This is a genomic window from Streptomyces sp. NPDC044003 (assembly GCF_056435185.1).
This window is the reverse complement of the sequence record NZ_JBWKFA010000008.1, coordinates 46,671-66,075: the sequence shown is the minus strand read 5'-3', so window position 1 is coordinate 66,075 and position 19,405 is coordinate 46,671. Positions and strand designations below refer to the sequence as shown.

Annotated in this window: 18 protein-coding genes; 4 read left to right on the top strand and 14 right to left on the bottom strand. The window is 72.3% G+C overall.

Translation table 11 applies throughout. The annotated features are described in order from the left end of the window. Positions 1–119: 119 nt before the first annotated feature. The 12 genes from AC07AW_RS28590 to AC07AW_RS28535 form a co-directional block, all read right to left on the bottom strand. On the bottom strand, positions 120–1,463 hold the full coding sequence (locus AC07AW_RS28590) for a sulfate adenylyltransferase subunit 1 (protein ID WP_478818332.1): 1,344 nt from the start codon (positions 1,461–1,463) through the stop codon (positions 120–122). After that, positions 1,463–2,398: a sulfate adenylyltransferase subunit CysD gene (gene cysD, locus AC07AW_RS28585; RefSeq protein ID WP_392157161.1), complete on the bottom strand. Its 936-nt coding sequence runs from the start codon at positions 2,396–2,398 to the stop codon at positions 1,463–1,465. Before cysD ends, AC07AW_RS28590 begins: the two co-directional genes overlap by 1 nt. Continuing rightward, entirely contained in the window at positions 2,395–2,961 is a 567-nt protein-coding gene (gene cysC / locus AC07AW_RS28580; protein WP_478818331.1) for an adenylyl-sulfate kinase, read from the bottom strand. Before cysC ends, cysD begins: the two co-directional genes overlap by 4 nt. Beyond that, the gene (locus AC07AW_RS28575; protein ID WP_478818330.1) at positions 2,958–3,665 is read right to left on the bottom strand and encodes a phosphoadenylyl-sulfate reductase; all 708 of its coding nucleotides are present in this window, start codon (positions 3,663–3,665) and stop codon (positions 2,958–2,960) included. The genes cysC and AC07AW_RS28575 overlap by 4 nt, the downstream gene beginning before the upstream one ends. Further along, positions 3,662–3,841, bottom strand: coding sequence for a hypothetical protein (locus AC07AW_RS28570; RefSeq protein WP_478818329.1), 180 nt, complete (start codon positions 3,839–3,841; stop codon positions 3,662–3,664). The genes AC07AW_RS28575 and AC07AW_RS28570 overlap by 4 nt, the downstream gene beginning before the upstream one ends. After that, complete coding sequence (locus AC07AW_RS28565) at positions 3,838–5,535, bottom strand: nitrite/sulfite reductase (RefSeq protein WP_478818328.1); 1,698 nt, start codon at positions 5,533–5,535, stop codon at positions 3,838–3,840. Before AC07AW_RS28565 ends, AC07AW_RS28570 begins: the two co-directional genes overlap by 4 nt. Before the next feature lie 136 nt (positions 5,536–5,671). Continuing rightward, positions 5,672–5,755: a putative leader peptide gene (locus AC07AW_RS28560; RefSeq protein ID WP_351188065.1), complete on the bottom strand. Its 84-nt coding sequence runs from the start codon at positions 5,753–5,755 to the stop codon at positions 5,672–5,674. Between the two features lie 145 nt (positions 5,756–5,900). Then, on the bottom strand, positions 5,901–6,470 hold the full coding sequence (locus AC07AW_RS28555) for a GNAT family N-acetyltransferase (RefSeq protein WP_478818327.1): 570 nt from the start codon (positions 6,468–6,470) through the stop codon (positions 5,901–5,903). A gap of 262 nt (positions 6,471–6,732) precedes the next feature. Beyond that, entirely contained in the window at positions 6,733–7,755 is a 1,023-nt protein-coding gene (locus AC07AW_RS28550) for a LacI family DNA-binding transcriptional regulator (RefSeq protein ID WP_478818326.1), read from the bottom strand. A gap of 33 nt (positions 7,756–7,788) precedes the next feature. Continuing rightward, positions 7,789–8,595 (bottom strand): ATP-binding cassette domain-containing protein, encoded by an 807-nt coding sequence (locus tag AC07AW_RS28545; RefSeq protein WP_478818325.1) that lies wholly within the window; start codon positions 8,593–8,595, stop codon positions 7,789–7,791. Further along, on the bottom strand, positions 8,592–9,533 hold the full coding sequence (locus AC07AW_RS28540; RefSeq protein ID WP_478818610.1) for an ABC transporter permease: 942 nt from the start codon (positions 9,531–9,533) through the stop codon (positions 8,592–8,594). The genes AC07AW_RS28545 and AC07AW_RS28540 overlap by 4 nt, the downstream gene beginning before the upstream one ends. Before the next feature lie 112 nt (positions 9,534–9,645). Next, a complete protein-coding gene (locus AC07AW_RS28535; protein WP_478818324.1) occupies positions 9,646–10,668 on the bottom strand; it encodes a substrate-binding domain-containing protein in 1,023 nt (340 codons plus the stop codon). Positions 10,669–10,823: 155 nt separating this feature from the next. Between AC07AW_RS28535 and AC07AW_RS28530 the strand changes: the two genes are divergently transcribed. The 3 genes from AC07AW_RS28530 (at position 10,824) to AC07AW_RS28520 (ending at position 14,982) form a co-directional block, all read left to right on the top strand. Continuing rightward, positions 10,824–12,869: a glycoside hydrolase family 32 protein gene (locus tag AC07AW_RS28530; RefSeq protein WP_478818323.1), complete on the top strand. Its 2,046-nt coding sequence runs from the start codon at positions 10,824–10,826 to the stop codon at positions 12,867–12,869. Between the two features lie 29 nt (positions 12,870–12,898). Beyond that, entirely contained in the window at positions 12,899–13,858 is a 960-nt protein-coding gene (locus AC07AW_RS28525; protein ID WP_478818322.1) for a carbohydrate kinase family protein, read from the top strand. Positions 13,859–13,947: 89 nt separating this feature from the next. Further along, positions 13,948–14,982, top strand: coding sequence for a hypothetical protein (locus AC07AW_RS28520; protein ID WP_478818321.1), 1,035 nt, complete (start codon positions 13,948–13,950; stop codon positions 14,980–14,982). Here the strand turns inward: AC07AW_RS28520 and AC07AW_RS28515 are convergent. After that, on the bottom strand, positions 14,963–16,294 hold the full coding sequence (locus tag AC07AW_RS28515; protein ID WP_478818320.1) for a helix-turn-helix domain-containing protein: 1,332 nt from the start codon (positions 16,292–16,294) through the stop codon (positions 14,963–14,965). The two genes, AC07AW_RS28520 and AC07AW_RS28515, sit on opposite strands and share 20 nt — an antisense overlap. A gap of 285 nt (positions 16,295–16,579) precedes the next feature. Next, on the bottom strand, positions 16,580–18,217 hold the full coding sequence (locus AC07AW_RS28510; protein ID WP_478818319.1) for an acyl-CoA dehydrogenase family protein: 1,638 nt from the start codon (positions 18,215–18,217) through the stop codon (positions 16,580–16,582). Positions 18,218–18,234: 17 nt separating this feature from the next. Between AC07AW_RS28510 and AC07AW_RS28505 the strand changes: the two genes are divergently transcribed. After that, positions 18,235–19,359 carry a YihY/virulence factor BrkB family protein gene (locus AC07AW_RS28505; RefSeq protein WP_478818318.1) on the top strand — a complete coding sequence of 375 codons (1,125 nt, stop codon included), beginning with the start codon at positions 18,235–18,237 and terminating at the stop codon, positions 19,357–19,359. Positions 19,360–19,405 lie beyond the last annotated feature (46 nt).

Below are 19,405 nucleotides of genomic sequence, written 5' to 3'. Positions count from 1 at the left end.
ACGCGGCACATCGAGGTCAGCACGCACATCGCGCGACACCTCCCATGCCCGCACCGAGGGCACCGGAGCCCACCCGGCCGCCCTCCTTCGCGAAGGTGGCGTAGACGTTCTCGCTCATGTCAGAAGTCCCACCCTTCTTCCTCGTCCACCGCGGCGACGGCCTTGGTCGTGGCGAAGGACTCGCCCGCCATGCCGGCCGCGAGCGTGGTGCCGTCCGCGGGGTCGATCAGCAGGAACGAACCCGTACGGCGGGAGTCCACGTACGCGTCGAGCGCGAGCGGCTCGGCGGTGCGGACCACGACCCGGCCGATGTCGTTGGCGACCAGCTGCCCGGGGTTCGGGTGCTGGGACAGGTCGTCCAGGGTCAGCCGCGAGGGGATGTCCTTGACGATCGCCTTGACCGTGCGCGTGGTGTGCTTGAGCAGCACCCGCTGGCCGACGGCGAGCGGCTGGTCCGCCACGTGGCAGACGGTCGCCTCGACGTCCTGGCTGGTGGCCGGGGCGTCGCCGCTCGGGGCGAGCAGGTCGCCGCGCGAGATGTCGATGTCGTCGGCGAGCCGGATCGTCACCGACTGCGGGGCCCAGGCGATGTCCACGGACTCGCCCAGCGCGTCGATCCCGGTGATCGTCGACTTCTTCCCCGACGGCAGGACGGTGATCTCCTCGCCGACGCGGAAGGCACCGGCGGCGATCTGGCCGGCGTAGCCCCGGTAGTCGGGGTGCTCGGCGGTCTGCGGGCGGATCACGTACTGCACGGGGAAGCGGGCGTGGCAGGCCGTCAGGTCGTGGCTGACCGGGACGGTCTCCAGGTGCTCCAGGACCGTCGGGCCGCCGTACCAGTCCATGTTCGCGGACGGCTCCACGACGTTGTCGCCGGCGAGCGCCGAGATGGGGATCGCGGTGATCTCCGGGACGCCGAGCTCGGAGGCGTACGTCGTGAACTCCTCGGCGATCGCGGCGAAGACGGGCTCCTGGTAGTCGACCAGGTCCATCTTGTTCACGGCGAGGACCACGTGCGGGACGCGGAGCAGCGCGGCGACGGCCGCGTGCCGGCGGGTCTGCTCGACGACGCCGTTGCGGGCGTCGACGAGGACCACGGCCAGCTCGGCGGTGGAGGCGCCGGTGACCATGTTCCGGGTGTACTGCACGTGCCCGGGGGTGTCGGCGAGGATGAAGCGGCGGCGGGGCGTCGCGAAGTAGCGGTAGGCCACGTCGATGGTGATGCCCTGCTCGCGCTCGGCCCGCAGACCGTCGGTGAGGAGCGCCAGGTCGGGCGCCTCCTGGCCGCGGGAGCGCGAGGCGTGCTCCACGGCCTCCAGCTGGTCGGCGAGGACCGACTTGGAGTCGTGGAGGAGCCGGCCCACCAGGGTGGACTTGCCGTCGTCGACGGACCCGGCGGTGGCGAAACGCAGCAGGGTGGTGGCCGCCAGCTGGTCGGACAGCTGCTCGGTGGACGTGCTCATTAGAAGTACCCTTCGCGCTTGCGGTCTTCCATCGCGGCCTCGGACAGCTTGTCGTCGGCCCGGGTGGCACCCCGCTCGGTGAGCCGGGAGGCGGCGATCTCGGCGATGACGGCGTCCAGCGTGGTGGCGTCGGAGTCGACGGCGCCGGTGCAGGACATGTCGCCGACGGTGCGGTAGCGGATCAGCCGCTTCTCGACCGTCTCCGACTCCTTCGGGCCGCCCCATTCGCCGGCCGTCAGCCACATGCCGCTGCGGGCGAACACCTCGCGCTCGTGGGCGAAGTAGATCTCGGGGAGCTCGATCTTCTCGCGCTGGATGTACTGCCAGACGTCCAGCTCGGTCCAGTTGGAGAGCGGGAAGACCCGGACGTGCTCGCCGGGGGCGTGCCGGCCGTTGTAGAGCTGCCACAGCTCGGGGCGCTGGCGGCGCGGGTCCCACTGCGAGAACTCGTCGCGCAGCGAGAACACCCGCTCCTTGGCGCGGGCCTTCTCCTCGTCGCGGCGGCCGCCGCCGAAGACGGCGTCGAAGCGGTGCTGCTGGATCGCCTCGGTCAGCGGGACGGTCTGCAGCGGGTTGCGGGTGCCGTCGGGGCGCTCGCGGAGCTTTCCGGCGTCGATGTACTCCTGCACGGAGGCCACGTGCAGCCGCAGCCCGTGCTGCGCGACGACGCGGTCGCGGTACTCGATGACCTCGGGGAAGTTGTGCCCGGTGTCGACGTGGAGGAGCGTGAAGGGGACCGGCGCGGGGGCGAAGGCCTTCAGCGCCAGGTGCAGCATGACGATGGAGTCCTTGCCGCCGGAGAAGAGGATCACCGGCCGCTCGAACTCGCCCGCCACCTCACGGAAGATGTGGACGGCCTCGGACTCCAGGGAGTCGAGGTGCGACAGCGCGAACGGACTGTCCGTGGTGTCGTGGACATGAGCGACGGTGGTCACAGCAGACCCCTCTCGGTGAGCAGCGCGTGGAGCTGCGCCGCGGACTCCTGCACGGTCTGGTTCTGGGACTCGATCCGCAGATCGGGTGTCTCGGGCGCCTCGTACGGGTCGTCGACGCCGGTGAGGCCGGAGATCTCGCCCGCGGCCTGCTTGGCGTAGAGGCCCTTCACGTCGCGGACGGAGCAGACCTCGACGGGGGTGGCCACGTGCACCTCGACGAAGGCGGTGCCCTCGGCCTGGTGGCGCTTGCGGACCGCCTCGCGGCTGTCGTTGTACGGGGCGATGACCGGGACCAGGACCTTCACGCCGTGCGAGGCGAGCAGCTCGGCGACGAAGCCGATCCGCTGCACGTTGGTGTGCCGGTCCTCGCGGGTGAAGCCGAGGCCCGCGGAGAGGAACTCGCGGATCTCGTCGCCGTCGAGGATCTCGGCGGCGTGGCCCTCCTCGCGGAGGCGGCCGGCCAGCTCGTACGCGATGGTGGTCTTTCCGGCGCTCGGCAGGCCGGTGAGCCAGATGGTGGCACCGGTCACGTGGTTCTCCTGGGGTGTCTGAGTGTCCGTCATCCGTGCAGCCCGCATTCGGTCTTGGCGCGGCCCGCCCAGCGTCCGGCGCGGGCGTCCTCGCCCGCCTCGACGCGGCGGGTGCAGGGGGCGCAGCCGACGGAGGCGTACCCGTCCATGAGGAGCGGGTTGGTGAGGACACCGTGCTCCGTGACGTACGCGTCGACGTCGTCCTGTGTCCAGCGGGCGATGGGGGAGACCTTGACCTTCTGCCGCTTCTCGTCCCAGCCGACGACCGGGGTGTTCGCCCGGGTCGGGGACTCGTCGCGGCGCAGGCCGGTGGCCCACGCGCCGTACGCGGTGAGGCCCTCCTCCAGCGGCTTGACCTTGCGGAGTGCGCAGCACAGGTCGGGGTCGCGGTCGTGGAGCTTCGGTCCGTGCTCGGCGTCCTGCTCGGCCACGGTCTGACGCGGGGTCAGGGTGATGACGTTGACGTCCATGACGGCGTCCACGGCGTCGCGGGTGCCGATGGTCTCCTCGAAGTGGTAGCCCGTGTCGAGGAAGACGACGTCCACGCCGGGCCTGACCCGGGAGGCGAGGTGCGCGACGACCGCGTCCTCCATGGAGGAGGTGACGCAGAAGCGGTCGCCGAAGGTGTCCACGGCCCAGCGGAGGATCTCCAGCGCGGAGGCGTCCTCCAGATCACGGCCGGCCTGCTCGGCGAGTGCCTTGAGGTCGGCCGCGGTGGCGTCCTGAGTGACCGTCATATGTCTTCCCTCCCAGTGGTGTTGCCCGGAGTCGCCGGGGCGAGGAGCCCCAGGAACTTCAGCTGGAAGGCTCGACTGCACGCGGCGCATTCCCAGGCGCCGTGACCCTGCTCGTTGGGACGCAGGTCCTCGTCCCCGCAGTAGGGGCAGTGGAACGGTGCGGCACGCTCGCTCATGACAGGGCCTCCTCGGAGGCGCGTGCCGCCCAGGTCGCGAAGCGCTCGCCGGTCTCGCGCTCCGCCTGGAAGCGCTTGAGGACCCGCTCCACGTAGTCCGGGAGCTCGTCCGACGTCACCTTGTGACCGCGGAGCTTGCGGCCGAAGCCGGCCTCCAGGCCGAGCGCGCCGCCCAGGTGCACCTGGTAGCCCTCGACCCGGTTGCCGTCGGCGTCCAGGACCAGCTGGCCCTTGAGGCCGATGTCCGCGACCTGGATGCGGGCGCAGGCGTTCGGGCAGCCGTTGACGTTGATCGTCAGCGGTTCGTCGAACTCCGGGATGCGGCGCTCCAGTTCGTCGATGAGCGAGGAGGCGCGGCCCTTCGTCTCGACGATCGCGAGCTTGCAGAACTCGATGCCGGTGCAGGCCATCGTGCCGCGCCGGAACGGGGTCGGGTTGACCCGGAGGTCGAGCGACTCCAGGGCCGCGACCGCGGAGTCGACCTGGTCCTGCTCGATGTCCAGGAGAAGCATCTTCTGGTCCGCCGTGGTCCGCACCCGGCCGGAGCCGTGCCGCTCGGCCAGGTCGGCGATCTTGGTCAGGGTGGCGCCGTCGACCCGGCCCACGCGCGGGGCGAAGCCGATGTAGAAGCGGCCGTCCTGCTGTTCGTGCACGCCCATGTGGTCGCGCCACTGACCCGCGGGCTGCTCGGGGGCGGGGCCGTCCGTCAGCTTGCGCTCGAGGTACTCGTCCTCCAGGACCTGGCGGAACTTCTCCGGGCCCCAGTCGGCGACGAGGAACTTCAGCCGGGCGCGGTTGCGCAGCCGGCGGTAGCCGTAGTCGCGGAAGATCGAGATGACGCCCTCGTAGACGTCGGGGACCTCGTCGAGGGAGACCCAGGTGCCGAGGCGGACGCCGAGCTTGGGGTTGGTGGACAGGCCGCCGCCGACCCACACGTCGAAGCCGGGGCCGTGCTCCGGGTGCTCCACGCCGACGAAGGCGATGTCGTTGATCTCGTGCGCCACGTCGAGCTGCGGCGAGCCGGAGACCGCGGACTTGAACTTCCGGGGCAGGTTGGAGAAGTCCTTGTTGCCGACGATGCGCCGGTAGATCTCCTCGATGGCGGGGGTGCCGTCGAGGATCTCGTCGGCGGCGATGCCGGCCACGGGGGAGCCGAGGATGACACGCGGGGTGTCACCGCAGGCCTCGGTGGTGGACAGGCCGACCGCCTCCAGGCGGTTCCAGATCTCGGGGACGTCCTCGATGCGGATCCAGTGGTACTGGACGTTCTGGCGGTCCGTGATGTCGGCGGTGCCGCGGGCGAACTCCTCGGAGATCTCGCCGATGACCCGGAGCTGCTCGGTGGTCAGTCGGCCGCCGTCGATGCGGACGCGGAGCATGAAGTACTCGTCGTCCAGCTCCTCCGGCTCGAGGACACCCGTCTTGGTGCCGTCCAGACCCTGCTTGCGCTGGGTGTAGAGGCCCCACCAGCGCATGCGTCCGCGCAGGTCGTTGGGGTCGATCGAGTCGAAGCCGCGCTTCGAATAGACCGTCTCAATACGTGTCCGCACATTGAGACCGTCGTCGTCCTTCTTGAACTGCTCATTGCCGTTCAGGGGGGTGAAGTGCCCCACGGCCCACTGACCCTCGCCACGGTGGCGCCCGACCTTGCGGCGGGCGGTGGCGGGAGTGGGGTTTTCCGGAGTGGCGGCCATGGCGTTTCGTCCTTCGGGACTGCGAGAGGGCGGCTCTGACCTGCACACTCGCGCTCAGGTCAGAGGGTGGCGCGTCAGTGCGCAGCAGGGTGGGGCAGAGTCGGGCTGGAAAGAATGCGCGGCGGTGCTGGTTCTCTCAGCGCGCCGAACAGATGGCGCTGGACATGCGGCCGAGGTCGACGTGCCGCCGACTCACCAAGGCAATTCCAGTTCCAGACATGACGGAAGCGTGTCACGGGACTTTGGACCCAGTCCAGCATCGTCCAGGATTTGGACATAGTCGTCTCGTTGCGCGAGACGGTGTGGTGCGGGTCACGCGAAAGGGGCCCCGTTCGGGGCCCCTTCGAGGTGCTGCGGTCGGCGTCTCAGGCGTACGCGCCGGGCCACGGGCCGGGGGTCTGGGCCTCCTCGGCCTCCTCGACCTTGGTGTCGAAGAGCCGGAAGCCGCGCCGCTCGTAGTTGGCCATGGCGTGCGGCCCGTCGAGCGAGCAGGTGTGCAGCCAGACCCGCTTCGTGGCCTCCCGCTCCGGCCAGCGCTCCGCCAGGTCCCAGGCCCGCGCCGTCCCGTAGGAGAGGAGATGGCCGCCGATCCGGCGGCCCCGGAAGGCCGGGATCAGGCCGAAGTAGACGATCTCCACCACGCCGTCGTCCTGCGGGTCGAGCTCCACGTACCCGGCCGGCGTCCCCTTGTCGTACGCCACCCATATCTCGGCGCCGGGCTTCTCCACGATCTCCTGCCACTGCTTGTACGTCAGCGACAGCCGGTCGGCCCAGCGGATGTCACCGCCGACCGCGGTGTAGAGGAAGCGGCTGAACTCCGCCGAGGGCACCTCGGCGCGCCGGATCACCACGTCGTCGCCCTCCGGCGGGGTGGCGGGACGGAGATCGGACGGCGAGGTCTGTTCGAGGGACCAGGTGGTGAGAGTGATGCTCATGGGGTCATCGCATCATGCGGAGCGCCGGATTCCCACTCTGTTCGGTGGGGGCGGACAGGCTGTCCGCCATGCGGACAGCCTGGACGGCCGGGCTCCGGCGCTTCCGGGCGGCCGGCAGAGCGGCGGCCGGCCCGGCTCGGGTTGACGGTGGCCGGCCCTGCTCAAGCCGACGGGGGCCGGCCCGGGCTCAGGTTGACGGTGGCCGGCCCGGTTCAGGCCGACGGCGGTCGTCCCGGTTCAGGTTGACGGCGGCTGGCCCTGCTCAGGCCGACGGGGGCCGCAGCTCGCCCGAGCCGCGCGGGATCAGGGTCACCGGCACCGTGCGGGTCACCGCGCGCGAGCGGTCCCCGTCGAGCCGGGCGAGAAGCTGCTCCGCCGCCACCCGTCCCATCGCCGCCGGATCCTGGGCGACGACCGTGAGGCCCGGCTCCAGGACCCCCGCGAGCGGTATGTCGTCGAAGCCGACCAGGGCCACGTCCCGCCGCCCCGCCTCCGCCAGCGCGGGGAGCACCCCCAGGGTGGCGAAGTTGTTCCCCGCGAAGACCGCGGTCGGCGGATCGGCGAGGGCGAGCAGTCGGCGTACCGCCACCCCCGCCGTGTAGGGATCGTGCGCGGTGACCGCCAGGGCCGGGTCGGGTGCGAGGCCCGCCTCCTCCAGGGCCCGCTGGTAGCCGCGCTGGCGGGTCCTGCGGGTGTACAGCCGGGCCGGCCGGTCGCCGATGAAGGCGATCCGCCGGTGGCCGTGCGCGATCAGATGCGCCACCCCGGTGCGCGCCCCGTCCTCGTTGGCGCTGACCACGGCGTCCGCCGCGAGACCCGCACCGGGCCGGTCCAGGAAGACCAGGGGAAGTCCGCTCTCGCGCTCGCGGCGCAGGAAACGGTGGTCGCTCCCGGTGGCCGGGACGACGAGGAGACCGCTGATCCGGCGGGCCAGGAAGGTGGTGATCAGTGCGTGTTCCGCGGTCTCCCGCTCCCCGGACGAGCCCATGAGGAGCGTGAGGCCCCGGTCCCGTACGGCCTGCTCGACGCCGCCCGCGACCGTGCCGAAGAACGGGTTGCCCATGTCCGGCACGACCAGGCCCACCGTCGAGTCACGCGCCCCCACCCGCATGTTGCGGGCCATGAGGTTGGGCCGGAAGCCCAGCTCCTCGACGACCGCGAGCACCTTCTCACGGGTCGCGGCGGAGACCGGACCGTCCTCGTTGAGCACCCGGGACACGGTCTTCGGGGTCACACCGACCCGCTCCGCCACATCGGCAAGGGTCGGCCGCCGGGTGCCCGCCATGATCACCGCTCCTCGTCGTGCCGGGCCCGGTTCTCAGGCCCTTCGCGGGTCGACCGTACCTCCGTCCCCCTCCTCCACGGTGAGGGCCCCGGTCATGATCGCGACGACCTCGGCCATCGAGTGGTCCCCGGGGCGGATCTGCGCCACCCGGCGGCCGAGCCGCTGGACGTGGATCCGGTCCGCGATCTCGAAGACGTGCGGCATGTTGTGGCTGATCAGCACCACCGGCAGACCCCGGTCGCGGACCCGCCGGATCATGTCCAGCACCTGACCCGATTCCTTCACCCCGAGCGCGGCCGTCGGCTCGTCCATCACCACCACGTGCCGCGCCCAGGCGACGGCCCGCGCCACCGCCACGCCCTGCCGCTGGCCGCCGGAGAGCGTCTCCACGGCCTGGCCGAGGGACCGCAGCCCGATCTTCAGGTCGGCCATGTGCGCCGCCGACTCCTCCCGCATCCTCTTCTTGTCGAGCATGCGGAGGACGGAGCCGAGCGGCCCGCGCCGGCGCACCTCGCGGCCGAGGAACATGTTGCTCGCGATGTCCAGGGAGGCCGCCACCGCCAGGTCCTGGTACACGGTCTCGATGCCGTGGCGTCGCGCGTCGAGCGGGTCGCGCAGCCGGACCGGCTTCCCGTCGAGCTCGATCGTGCCCTCGTCGGGCTGGAGGGCGCCGGTGAGCGCCTTGATCAGACTGGACTTGCCGGCGCCGTTGTCGCCGATGACGGCGAGCACCTCGCCGGGCATGAGGTCGAAGTCGGCGCCGTCGAGCGCGGTGACCTGGCCGTACCGCTTGACCAGTCCGCGGGCCCGGAGGACGGGGGTGGTGGTCTGCGTGCTCATCGGCGGGCCTTCCTGCGGGAGAACTGGTCGACCGTCACGGCGAGGATCACCAGGCCGCCGGTGATCAGGGTCTGGTAGATCGAGCCCACCCCCATCAGCTGGAGGCCGTTGCGGAACACGCCCACGATCAGCGCGCCGACGAGCGTGCCGAGGACCGCGCCGCGCCCGCCGAAGAGGCTGGTGCCGCCGAGCACCACCGCTGTGATGGCGTCGAGGTTGTCGGTCTGGCCTGCCTTGGGGTCGCCGACGCCGGTGCGCGAGACCAGGAGCAGGGCTGCGATCCCGTAGATCACCCCGGCGAGGGTGTAGAGGCCGATCAGCAGCCGGTTGGTGCGGATGCCGGTGAGTCGGGCGACGTCGGGGCTGTTGCCGAGCGCGTACGTGTGCCGGCCCCAGGCGGTCTGGCCGAGGAAGTACGCGAAGGCCAGGAAGAGCGCGATGGTGAGGACCGAGCCGTACGTGATGTCGGTCCGGCCCAGCGGGAAGGTCGCGCCGAGGGCGGTGAGCGCGCCGGGGATCTCGGTGACGGTCTGCTCGTCGGAGTAGATGTGGGTGAGCGCGAAGGCGATGTTGAGCATGCCGAGCGTCACGATGAACGGCGGCAGCTTCACGTACGTGACGAGGGCGCCGTTGGCCAGGCCGAACAGGGCGCAGACGCCGATCCCGGCGACGACCGCGAGGAGCGGCGGGAGGGTGCCGTCGGCGGCGAGCTTCGCCATGGTGATCGAGCCGAAGGCCATCACCGCGCCGCAGGACAGGTCGATGCCGGCGGTGAGGATGATCAGGGTCTGGCCGAGGGCGAGGGTGCCGACGACCATGACCTGCTGGACGACCAGGGAGAGGTTTCCGCCGGAGAGGAACTGGTCGCTCTGGAAGGAGAAGAAGAGACAGGCGGCGAGGAGGGCGACGAGCGGGCCCGCGGTGGGATGGCTGAGCAGCTGCCGTCCGCGTACGGCGGCGGGCGCGGGGGCGGGCGGCGCGGCGGCGACGGGTGTGCTGGTGGTCAACGGTGCTCCTGGGTAGATCGGTTCACGGGGGAAGGGGCACCGGTCAGCCCCAGCAGTTGTCCAGGCCGTACGCCGTGTCCTTCGCCTCCACGCCGGAGGCGGGCCGGTCGGTGACGAGGGTGACGCCGGTGTCGACGTACCCGGAGGCCTTCGTGCCCTTCTTGGCGTACGTGACGACGGCGTCGACGCCCTTGGCGGCCATGAGGAGCGGGTACTGCTGCGAGGTGGCCGCGATCTTCCCGTCCTTGACGGCCGCGGTGCCGGTGCAGCCGCCGTCGACGGAGACGATCAGGACGTCCTTCTCCCGGCCCTTGGCCTTGAGCGCGGTGTACGCGCCGAGTGCGGCGGGTTCGTTGATGGTGTAGACGACGTTGACGTCGGGCGCCTTCTGGAGGCAGTTCTCCATGGCCGTCTGGCCCTTGGCCTGGTCGCCGCCCGTGTCCTGGGAGCAGACCACGGACGGGTCGCCCGCCGGGACGCCGAAGCCCTTGAGGAAGCCGTCGTGGCGCAGCTGTCCGACGGCGACGCCCGGCGCGAGGTCCAGGGTGGCGATCTTCGCGGGCTTGCCGGCCATGGCGGCCTTGGCGTACCGGCCGATCAGCTCGCCGGCCTTGAGGTTGTCGGTGGCGAAGAGCGCGTCGGCGGCGTCCTGCGGGTCGGTGGGGCTGTCGAGGGCGATCACGAGGACGCCCTTCTTCCGGGCCTGCTCGATGGCGGGGACGATCGCCTTGGAGTCGTTGGGCGTGATGAGGATGCCCTTGACGCCCGCGGCGACCATGTTCTCGATGGCCGTGACCTGGCCTTCGTTGTCTCCGTCGAACTTTCCGGCCGCCGTGGACAGTTCGGCGCCCGACTTCTTCGCGGCCTGCTCGGCTCCCTCCTTCATCTTCACGAAGAACGGGTTGGTGTCGGTCTTCGTGATCAGGCCGACCTTCACCGTGCCGTTGCCGCCGTCGGAGGCGGAGCCCTTGGCGCCCTCGCCGCAGGCGGTGAGCAGCAGGGCGGCCGACGCGGTGGCGGCGACGAGGGTCAGGTGCGTACGGAAGGTGCGCTCGGTGCGCTTCATGGCGCGGCTCCTCAGGGATGCAGGGGTGTCGCTGAAGACTCATGTCATCGATGACTTATGTCAACGTTGACATCGACTGAGCCAGGATGATGGACTCCGCCGCGAGCAACGTCAATGCCCCCTACTCGTGACGAGTTGGCAACGGAGGCTTCCGGATGAGCCGCTGGAAAGCACCGCACACCACCCTTCTCGCGGCGGCGCTCGTCGCCGCGAGCATCCCCCTCACCGCACCCTTCCCCGCCCGTGCCGCCACCCCGGCCAGGCCCGCCGCCCTGGCATCAGGGCCGGTCAATCCCGGTTTCGAGACCGGTGACCTCACCGGCTGGACCGTCACCGACGGCACCGCCTTCGGGCCCGGCGCCGTCAGCACCGCCACCACCTACTGGGGCGGCCCCTTCCACCACCGGGGCGGCCACCACCTCTGGGGCTACGCCGCCGCGGGCGACGACGCCACCGGCACCCTCGCCTCCTCCAGCTTCGCCGCCCCCACCCGCCTCAGCTTCCTCGTCTCCGGCGGCTGGGACCCCGAACGACTCCAGGTCGCCCTCGTCAGGGACGGCGACGGCGCCCGGCTGCTCACCCAGACGGGCATTGACGACGAGGCGTACATGCGCGTCGTCTGGGACACGACGCCCTGGCGCGGCCAGGCCGTCCACCTCGAAGTCGTCGACCGCAAGACCGGCGGCTGGGGACACATCAACCTCGACGACGTCCGCGTCGGCGACGCCGCCACACGTGACGACAACGGCCTCACCTTCCGCACTCTCGGCCAGGCCAACCAGCCCACCGCCACCAGGGACCACACCGCCGACCCGCTGCGACCCCAGTTCCACTACACGCCCTACCAAGGCTGGATCAACGACCCCAACGGCCTGATCCAATGGCGCGGCCGCCACCAGCTCTTCAGCCAGCACTATCCGGGCGCCCCCAAGTGGGGCCCGATGCACTGGGCGCACGCCGACAGCCCCGACGCCGTCCACTGGCGCGAACTGCCCGTCGCGCTCACCCCGCCCGCCCCGGCGGCCCCCGCCGACAACAGCGGGATCTTCAGCGGCAGCGCCGTCGACGACGACGGCATCCTCACCGTCGCGTACACGCGGTTCACCGACACCGCCGCCCACCCCGGCGCCACCCCCGAGACCGTCGAGATCGCCACCAGCACCGACGGCACCGCCTTCACCCCCGGCACCGAGGTCATCTCCCAGCCGCCGCCCGGCTCCACCGCCGGCTTCCGCGACCCCAGGCTCTTCCGCGACCCCGTCGACGGCCGCTGGAAGATGGCCGTCGGCTCCGGCGATGCCGGCCGCGGCAAGGTGCACCTGTACGCCTCCGACGACCTGCGCACCTGGACGTACAGCGGCGTCCTCGCCGAGGGCGACGGCACCACCGGCGCGATGTGGGAGTGCCCCGACCTCTTCCCGCTCGACGGCAAGTGGGTCCTGCTGTACTCGACCAACGAGGGTGGCCAGTCCCTCCAGAGGTACGCCGTCGGCGCCTACGACGGCAGCCGCTTCACGGCCGAACGCCACGGGATCCTCGACGGCGGCGGTGACATCTACGCCGCCCAGAGCTACCGGGACGACGTCGGCCGACGGCTCATGACCGCCTGGATGAGCGACTGGAACGCCATGGAACCCACCCGGATCGGTGGCTGGGCCGGCGCCCAGGCCCTCCACCGCGAACTCTTCCTGACCGCCGACGGCAGGCTCGGCCAGCGGCCCGTCGCCGCCGTCGACACCCTCGCCTCGGGACCCTCCATCATGGTCAAGGACAAGACGGTCCAGGGGAGTTGGCGCATCGGACGCGGCGACGCCGTCCGGCTGAGGACCGTCCTCGACCTGACCCGCACCACCGCCGACACGGTCACCCTCCGCCTCAAGGCCTCCACCGCCGAAGCGACGGTCCTCCGGTACGAGAAGACCACCGGCACCCTCACCCTCGACACCACCGACGCGGGGTACGGCACCCCCGCCACGTACACCACCCACGCCGTCCCCGCCGCCGACGGCACCCTCGCGCTCGACGTCCTCGTCGACCGCTCCTCGGTCGAGGTCTTCACCGGTGACGGTGCGGCGCTCACCGCCAGGACGTACCCGCGCTACCGGGAGTCCGACGCGGTCGAGTTCACGACGGGCTCCGGCCAACTGCGCCTGAAGGGCGCCACCTTGACCCCGCTCGGCTCGGCCGTCCTGACCGACTGAGCTCCGTCCCCACCGAAAGGCACCCCCGCATGACCGCGACCCGCCGCCCCGTGGCCGTACTCGGCGAATGCGTCGCCGACGCCTTCGTCGCCCCCGCCGGGACCGAAGGCCCCGGCCTCCGGCTCGACGTACTGCCCGGCGGCGGGCCCGCGAACACCGCCGTCGCGCTCGCCCGCCTCGGCACCCCCACGCACCTCGTCGCCCGCCTCTCCGGTGACGTCTTCGGCGGCCTCTTCCGCCGCCGCCTCGCCGAGTCGGCCGTCCGCACCGACCTCTGCCCCGCCGCCGGCGAACCCAGCACCCTCGCCGTCGCGGGCCTGGGCCCCGACGGCGCCGCCGAGTACTCCTTCCACGCCGAGGCCACCGCCGACTGGCAGTGGACGCGCGAGGAACTGGCCCCTGTCGCCGCAGCGGACCCCGCCGCCCTCCACACCGGCTCCCTCGCCCTCGTCCGCGCCCCCGGCGCCGCGGCCGTCGAGGAACTGCTCGCCCGGCTGCGCCCCACCACCACGATCTCCCTCGACCCCAACGTCCGCCCGCTCCTCGTCGACCCTGCCGCCTACCGGGCCCGCCTCCCGCGCTGGTGCGCCCTCGCCGACCTGCTGCGCCTGAGCGAGGACGACCTCGCCCACCTCCATCCCGGGCTCGCCCCCGAGGACGCCTGCGACAGCTGGCACCGTGCGGGCGTCCCCCTCGTGGTCGTCACCCTCGGCGGGGCCGGCGCCCTCGTCTCGTACGACGGGAAGCGCGAGTACGTCCCCGCCCCGCCCGTCCGGGTCGTCGACACCGTCGGCGCGGGCGACGCCTTCACCGCGGGCCTGCTGCACCGTCTCCACGAGGCCGGGGTCCTCGGCGGCCGCCTCGACGCCCTCACACCGCCGCTGCTGAGCGAGGCCGTCGCGTTCGGCACCGCCGTCGCCGCCGCCACCTGCGCCGTGCGCGGCGCCAACCCTCCGTACGCGCACCAGTTGGCGGGGGCCATGACCTGAGAGGTAATCGACCCCCGCCGCGCCGACCGGCAGGGTGATCACACCGGGACGGCAACGGCCTCCCGGCGATCGGACGAGAGGGCAGGAACATGGGTACGGGTCGGCGTGGTCTGGTGGGCATCGCGATGGCGACCGCGGTCGTGGCGGCGGCGGTCACCGTGACGACGGCGCAGGCGCAGCCGGGCGGGGTCACGGACGCCGTCCGGAGCGACTGCCCGGTGGCGCGGGCGAAGGTCGACCGGCTGGAGGGACGGATCACCCCCAACGCCTGCGCGTTCCTGCAGCGGCAGATCACCTTCGGGGAGCTCCCGACCGGGACCCCGCCCGCGTACGGCGACCTTGGTCACCCCCGGGTCCGGGCGTACCTCGACATCTTCGACCCGGAGGCCACCCTCTGGGAGGCCGGCGGCGAGCCGCAGCGCGGGCGCACCGCGATCGGCACCTCCATCACCGGCTCCCTCGCCCTCGCGCCGAGCCTCACCTACCGGGGCACCGACGTCGTCGCCGACGGCAGCACCGTGATGTTCGGCCAGTGGAACGAGGTCACCCTCAAGGGCCGGACCGTCGCCTACCCCCAGATCGCCCGCAACGTCCTCGGCGACGAGGGCCGCACCCTCCAGGCCCGCCGTTACTACGACCGGGCCGTCCTCTTCCGGGACACCCTGCCCGGGGCCGCACCCGCCCCCCTCTTCGAGGGCATCGCCGACAGCGGCGAGCGCGGCGCCGGCACCCCCGCGGGCCTCGGCGCCGAGGAGGTCCCGGACCGCCTCGCCGCCTGGAACACGGAGGACGTCGACGCCCTGCTCGCCCGTACCGCCGGAGCGCGCCTCTCCGGCCCCGGGCTCGACACCCCGCTCACCACCGAGGCCGGCAAGCGGGCCTACCTGGAGCGGCTCTTCGCCACCGCCGACCTCCACCTCAAGGCCGGCCAGGTCGCCGAGGGCACGGCCACGACCTACGTCGAATGGCACGGCACCGTCTCCGGAGCCAAGGGCACCGGCATCCCCTTCGGGATCGTGGAGCGCTTCGGCCCGGCGGGGGAGTGGGAGCTGTACTTCGACACCCTCCCGCTGGTCGCCGACGCCGACACGATCCGCACCCTCTTCAGGAAGCTGGCGTCGTAGGGCCGGTCCGCACGGCCCCGACGGTGCGCCCGGCCCGGACCGCCGGGGCCGTCGAGTGCGGCAGCAGGTCTCCCGGGCGCTCCGGGCGCAGGACCTCCACCGCGACCTCCTCGCGGAAGCGGTACGGGCGGTGTGCCAGGACCCCCGCCAGGTTCCGCCGCACCCGGGACATCTCCGCCCGTACGGTCACCGTCCGCGTACGGTCGCCGAACACGTCGTCGGCCAGCTCCGCCGCCGTCCGGCCGTCGCGGTGCAGCGCCAGTACATAGAGGAGCTCCGCGTGCCGGGGGCTGAGCTCCTGCTGCCAGCTGCCCGCCGCCCCCGAGACGGCCACCGTCCAGCGGCGCGGCCGGCTCAGGTCCAGGACCACCCGGCTCGCCGCCTCCTCCGAGCCCGGCTCCTCGGGCCGGGACTCCTCCTCGACCCGCAGCAGCCAGCCGCCCGGCAGCGGCTCCACCGCGCACACCCCGAGCGAGGGCAGCCAGACCCGGCCGGCCCGGAACGACTTCGGCAGCGGGATCCGGTCCACCGGCGCGAGCCCGGTCACCGCCGCCGTCCAGCCGTGGTCGTCCACCGCGACGGCCCGGCCGCCCACCCGGCACAGGATCGGCGCCGCCACCGCCCGCAGCCGCTCGATCGACCGGTGGTGCCGCTCCCGCATCTCGGCCTCGGCGAGCTGTGCCACCGAGCCGACCAGGGCCAGCATCGCCGGATGGAAGCTGGACGCGGGACCGGACACGTCCAGGATCCCGAGGAGCCGCTGGTCGCGCGGGTCGTGCACGGGCGCGGCGGCGCAGGTCCAGTTGTGCAGCGACTGCACGTAGTGCTCGGCGGAGTGCACCTGCACCGCACGGCCCAGGGCGAGCGCCGTGCCGACCGCGTTCGTCCCGGTGGCGTGCTCGGCCCAGGCCGCGCCCTCCTCCAGACAGATGCCGTGCGCCTTCCGCAGCACGGAGAGGTTCCCCTGGCGCCACAGGACCCGGCCGTGCTCGTCGGTGACCACCATGATCTGGAGGGAGGCGTCGGCGATGCCGGCGATGCCCCCGCTCAGCGTCTGCATCACCTCGGACAGGAGCGTGCTCCTGCGCCGCTGCTCCAGCTCGTCCCGCTGGAGCAGCACGCTGCTGGTGCTCTGGTCCGGGTCGAGGCCGAGCCGGGCCATGCGCTGCCAGGACGCGTCGATCACCGCGCGGGGCGCGATCGGGGGCCTGCGGCCCGCCAGGGTCTCCTCGCGCACCCGATGCAGCAGCCGGGTGGCCTGGGCGGCGTCCATGGCGGCCAGCCGCTTCATGTCGAGCTGCGTGTTGTTCATCGGTCTCTCCCAGCCACCCGGGGTGCTGTATCGGTTCTGCACGGGGCAGATGTCCGGAGTGTCGGTGCCCATCGTGCCGTCCGGGACCCCCCGGCGAGGCCCGGTTCGGGTAATCCTGCAACCCTTTGCAACTCTGGCGATCGACCGGCCCCCTGGGCGAGGCTGGTGCGAGCGGCGGGTGGTGCCGTGTCGGCGCAGCACCACCCCCGCTTTTCCGCGCGTGCCGGCCTGATGAGACACCCCCTCAGGTCCACCCCTGGTACGCGCGGCACACCACTTCCCGGCTCAGCACACGACCCGCGCCCGCTCCACGAGCGCCCGCAGGTCCAGCGTGTGCGGGAGCGTCCCGAACGCCGCGCCGCCGTCCCCGCCGAGCCGCGCCGCGCAGAACGCGTCCGCCACCTCCGGCGGAGCCCACCGCACGAGCAGCGCACCCTGGAGCACCAGTGCGAGGCGCTCCGTGAGCCGCCGCGCCCGCGCCTCGATCCCCTCCAGGTCCGCCAGTTCGACGAGCAGACCCCGGATCGCCCGGTCGAGGCGGTGGTCGGCGCCCCGCACCGCCCCCACCTCCCGGAGCAGCGCGTCGAGCGCGGCGGGCTCGGTCCGCAGCACCCGCACCACGTCGAGCGCCTGCACGTTCCCCGAGCCCTCCCAGACCGAGTTGAGCGGCGACTCCCGCAGCAGCCGGGGCATCCCCGACTCCTCCACGTACCCGTTGCCGCCCAGGCATTCGAGCGCCTCCGCCACCATCGGCGTACACCGCTTCGTCACCCAGTACTTCGCCGCGGGAACGGAGATCCGCAGCAGCGCCGACTCCTCCGGGGTCCCGGCGTCGTACGCCGCCGCCAGGCGCATGCCGAGGACCGTCGCCGCCTCCGACTCCAGGGCCAGATCGGCGAGTACGTTCCGCATCAGCGGCTTCTCGACGAGCAGCCCGCCGAAGGCCGAACGGTACGAGGCGTGGTGCACGGCCTGCGCCACCGCCTGCCGCATCAGCGCGGCCGAGCCGAGCACACAGTCGAGCCGGGTCGCCGCGACCATGCCCATGATGGTCCGGATCCCGCGCCCCTCCTCGCCGACGCGGTGCGCCCAGGTCGTCCCGTCGAACTCCACCTCGGCGGAGGCGTTCGACCGGTTGCCCAGCTTGTCCTTGAGCCGCTGGATCGCGAAGGCGTTGCGCGAGCCGTCCGCCAGCACCCGGGGGACCAGGAAGCAGGTCAGCCCCGCCGGGGCCTGCGCGAGGACCAGGAAGGCGTCCGACATCGGCGCCGAACAGAACCATTTGTGCCCCGTCAGGACGTACTCCCCGTCGGCCGCGAGCGGCCGGGCCTCCGTCGTGTTCGCCCGGACGTCGGAGCCGCCCTGCTTCTCCGTCATCGCCATGCCGAGCAGCGCCCCCGGTTTCTCCGCGACCGGACGCAGCTCCCGCTCGTACACGTGCGAGAGCGCCGCCGGCTCCCAGACCGCCGCGAGCTCCGGCTCGGCGCGCAGCGCGGGCACCGCCGCATGCGTCATCGACACGGGGCAGCCGTGCCCCGCCTCCGCCTGCGAGGCCACCAGGAAGCCGGCGGCCCGCCGCACATGACCGCCCGGCCGGCCCCACGCGTGCGTGAGCCCGGCCGACACGGACCGCCCGAGGAGCCGGTGCCAGGCCGGATGGAACGCGACCTCGTCGATCCGGTGCCCGTACCGGTCGTGGGTGAGCAGCCGGGGCGGATTCGCGTTCGCCTGCTCGCCCCACTCCCGTACCTGCGCCGAACCGGTCGCCCGGCCGAGCAGCGCCAGCTCCTCACGCGCCTCCGTCAGGAGCTCCGGCGCGAGGTGCCGCTCGACCGCCTCCGCGAGGGCCCGATCGCTCGTGAAGACGTCATATCCGACCAGGGGAGGAGCCTGATTGGTCACGGTGTGGGTGCTCGCTGCCATGCCGATACGGTAAGCAGGTGCAGGCAGCAAGCGAAACACCCGAACGGCCCGAGCGGCGGCCCTGGAGCAGACTCCACCGCGCGCGCGTCCTCTACCGCAACGTCTCGAAGCGGAAGATGGTCTGGCTGCTCCTCAAGGACACCGTCAACTCGTGCATCGAGTACCGGATCCTCGGCCTCGCCGCCGAGGCCGCGTTCTTCACCCTGCTGTCCCTGCCACCGCTGCTGCTCGGCCTGATCGCGGTCCTCGGCTACGCCGACGACTGGACCAACACCGACACCGTCGCCAGCATCCGGGAGAACATCCTCCACGCGGCCGGCACGGTCCTCTCCGACCGGGGCGTCCACCAGATCGCCGAGCCCCTCCTCGACGACATCACCCAGGGCAAACGGCCCGAGCTGATCTCCCTCGGCTTCGCCATCGCCCTCTGGTCGGGATCGCGCGCGGTGAACGTCTTCATCGACACCATCACCGTCATGTACGGACTCGACGGGCGCCGAGGCATCGTCAAGACCCGGCTCCTCGCCCTGCTCCTCTACATCATCGCGCTGCTCATCGGAGCCGTCGTGCTGCCCCTCGCGGTCGTCGGCCCCGACCGGGTCGTCGAGCTCGTCCCCTGGGGCACCGAGGTCGTCGCCGTCCTCTACTGGCCGGTCGTCATCCTGCTCTCCATCGCCTTCCTCACCACGCTCTACCACGTGTCCGTGCCCGTCAGATCGCCGTGGATCGAGGACATCCCCGGCGCCCTCGTCGCGCTGGGGATGTGGGTCCTCGGCAGCTTCCTGCTGCGCATCTACCTGACCAGCCAGGTCGAGGGCCCGACCATCTACGGCTCCCTCGCCGCCCCCATCGCCGTCCTCCTCTGGATCGGCATCTCGGCCTTCGCGGTCCTCGTCGGCGCCGCCGTGAACGCCGCCATCGACCGCGTCTGGCCCTCCGTCGCCACCGCCGCCGCCCGCGAGGCCAACGAACGGGCCCGCGCCGTCCAGGCCGCCGAACTCGTCGCCCGCGTGCGGGCCGAGGCCGAGGACGTCGACGAGGACGACCCGGACATGCCCTCCGAGTTCCCCGAGCGCTGGTCGAAGTTCCTGCCCCCGGACGACGTGAAGTCCCGCCTCCACTCGGGCTGGGAGAAGGACTGACGCACCTCGGGCCGCCCTGGGGCCTGTCTGACCAATCCCGTCGGAT

Excerpts from the sequence above, each read along its gene's own strand:
- AC07AW_RS28590 (WP_478818332.1), bottom strand. The coding sequence starts at position 1,463 with ATGAGCACGTCCACCGAGCAGCTGTCCGACCAGCTGGCGGCCACCACC.
- cysC (WP_478818331.1), bottom strand. The coding sequence starts at position 2,961 with ATGACGGACACTCAGACACCCCAGGAGAACCACGTGACCGGTGCCACC.
- AC07AW_RS28575 (WP_478818330.1), bottom strand. The coding sequence starts at position 3,665 with ATGACGGTCACTCAGGACGCCACCGCGGCCGACCTCAAGGCACTCGCC.
- AC07AW_RS28570 (WP_478818329.1), bottom strand. The coding sequence starts at position 3,841 with ATGAGCGAGCGTGCCGCACCGTTCCACTGCCCCTACTGCGGGGACGAG.
- AC07AW_RS28565 (WP_478818328.1), bottom strand. The coding sequence starts at position 5,535 with ATGGCCGCCACTCCGGAAAACCCCACTCCCGCCACCGCCCGCCGCAAG.
- AC07AW_RS28560 (WP_351188065.1), bottom strand. The coding sequence starts at position 5,755 with ATGTCTGGAACTGGAATTGCCTTGGTGAGTCGGCGGCACGTCGACCTC.
- AC07AW_RS28555 (WP_478818327.1), bottom strand. The coding sequence starts at position 6,470 with ATGAGCATCACTCTCACCACCTGGTCCCTCGAACAGACCTCGCCGTCC.
- AC07AW_RS28550 (WP_478818326.1), bottom strand. The coding sequence starts at position 7,755 with ATGGCGGGCACCCGGCGGCCGACCCTTGCCGATGTGGCGGAGCGGGTC.
- AC07AW_RS28545 (WP_478818325.1), bottom strand. The coding sequence starts at position 8,595 with ATGAGCACGCAGACCACCACCCCCGTCCTCCGGGCCCGCGGACTGGTC.
- AC07AW_RS28535 (WP_478818324.1), bottom strand. The coding sequence starts at position 10,668 with ATGAAGCGCACCGAGCGCACCTTCCGTACGCACCTGACCCTCGTCGCC.
- AC07AW_RS28530 (WP_478818323.1), top strand. The coding sequence starts at position 10,824 with ATGAGCCGCTGGAAAGCACCGCACACCACCCTTCTCGCGGCGGCGCTC.
- AC07AW_RS28525 (WP_478818322.1), top strand. The coding sequence starts at position 12,899 with ATGACCGCGACCCGCCGCCCCGTGGCCGTACTCGGCGAATGCGTCGCC.
- AC07AW_RS28520 (WP_478818321.1), top strand. The coding sequence starts at position 13,948 with ATGGGTACGGGTCGGCGTGGTCTGGTGGGCATCGCGATGGCGACCGCG.
- AC07AW_RS28515 (WP_478818320.1), bottom strand. The coding sequence starts at position 16,294 with ATGAACAACACGCAGCTCGACATGAAGCGGCTGGCCGCCATGGACGCC.
- AC07AW_RS28510 (WP_478818319.1), bottom strand. The coding sequence starts at position 18,217 with ATGGCAGCGAGCACCCACACCGTGACCAATCAGGCTCCTCCCCTGGTC.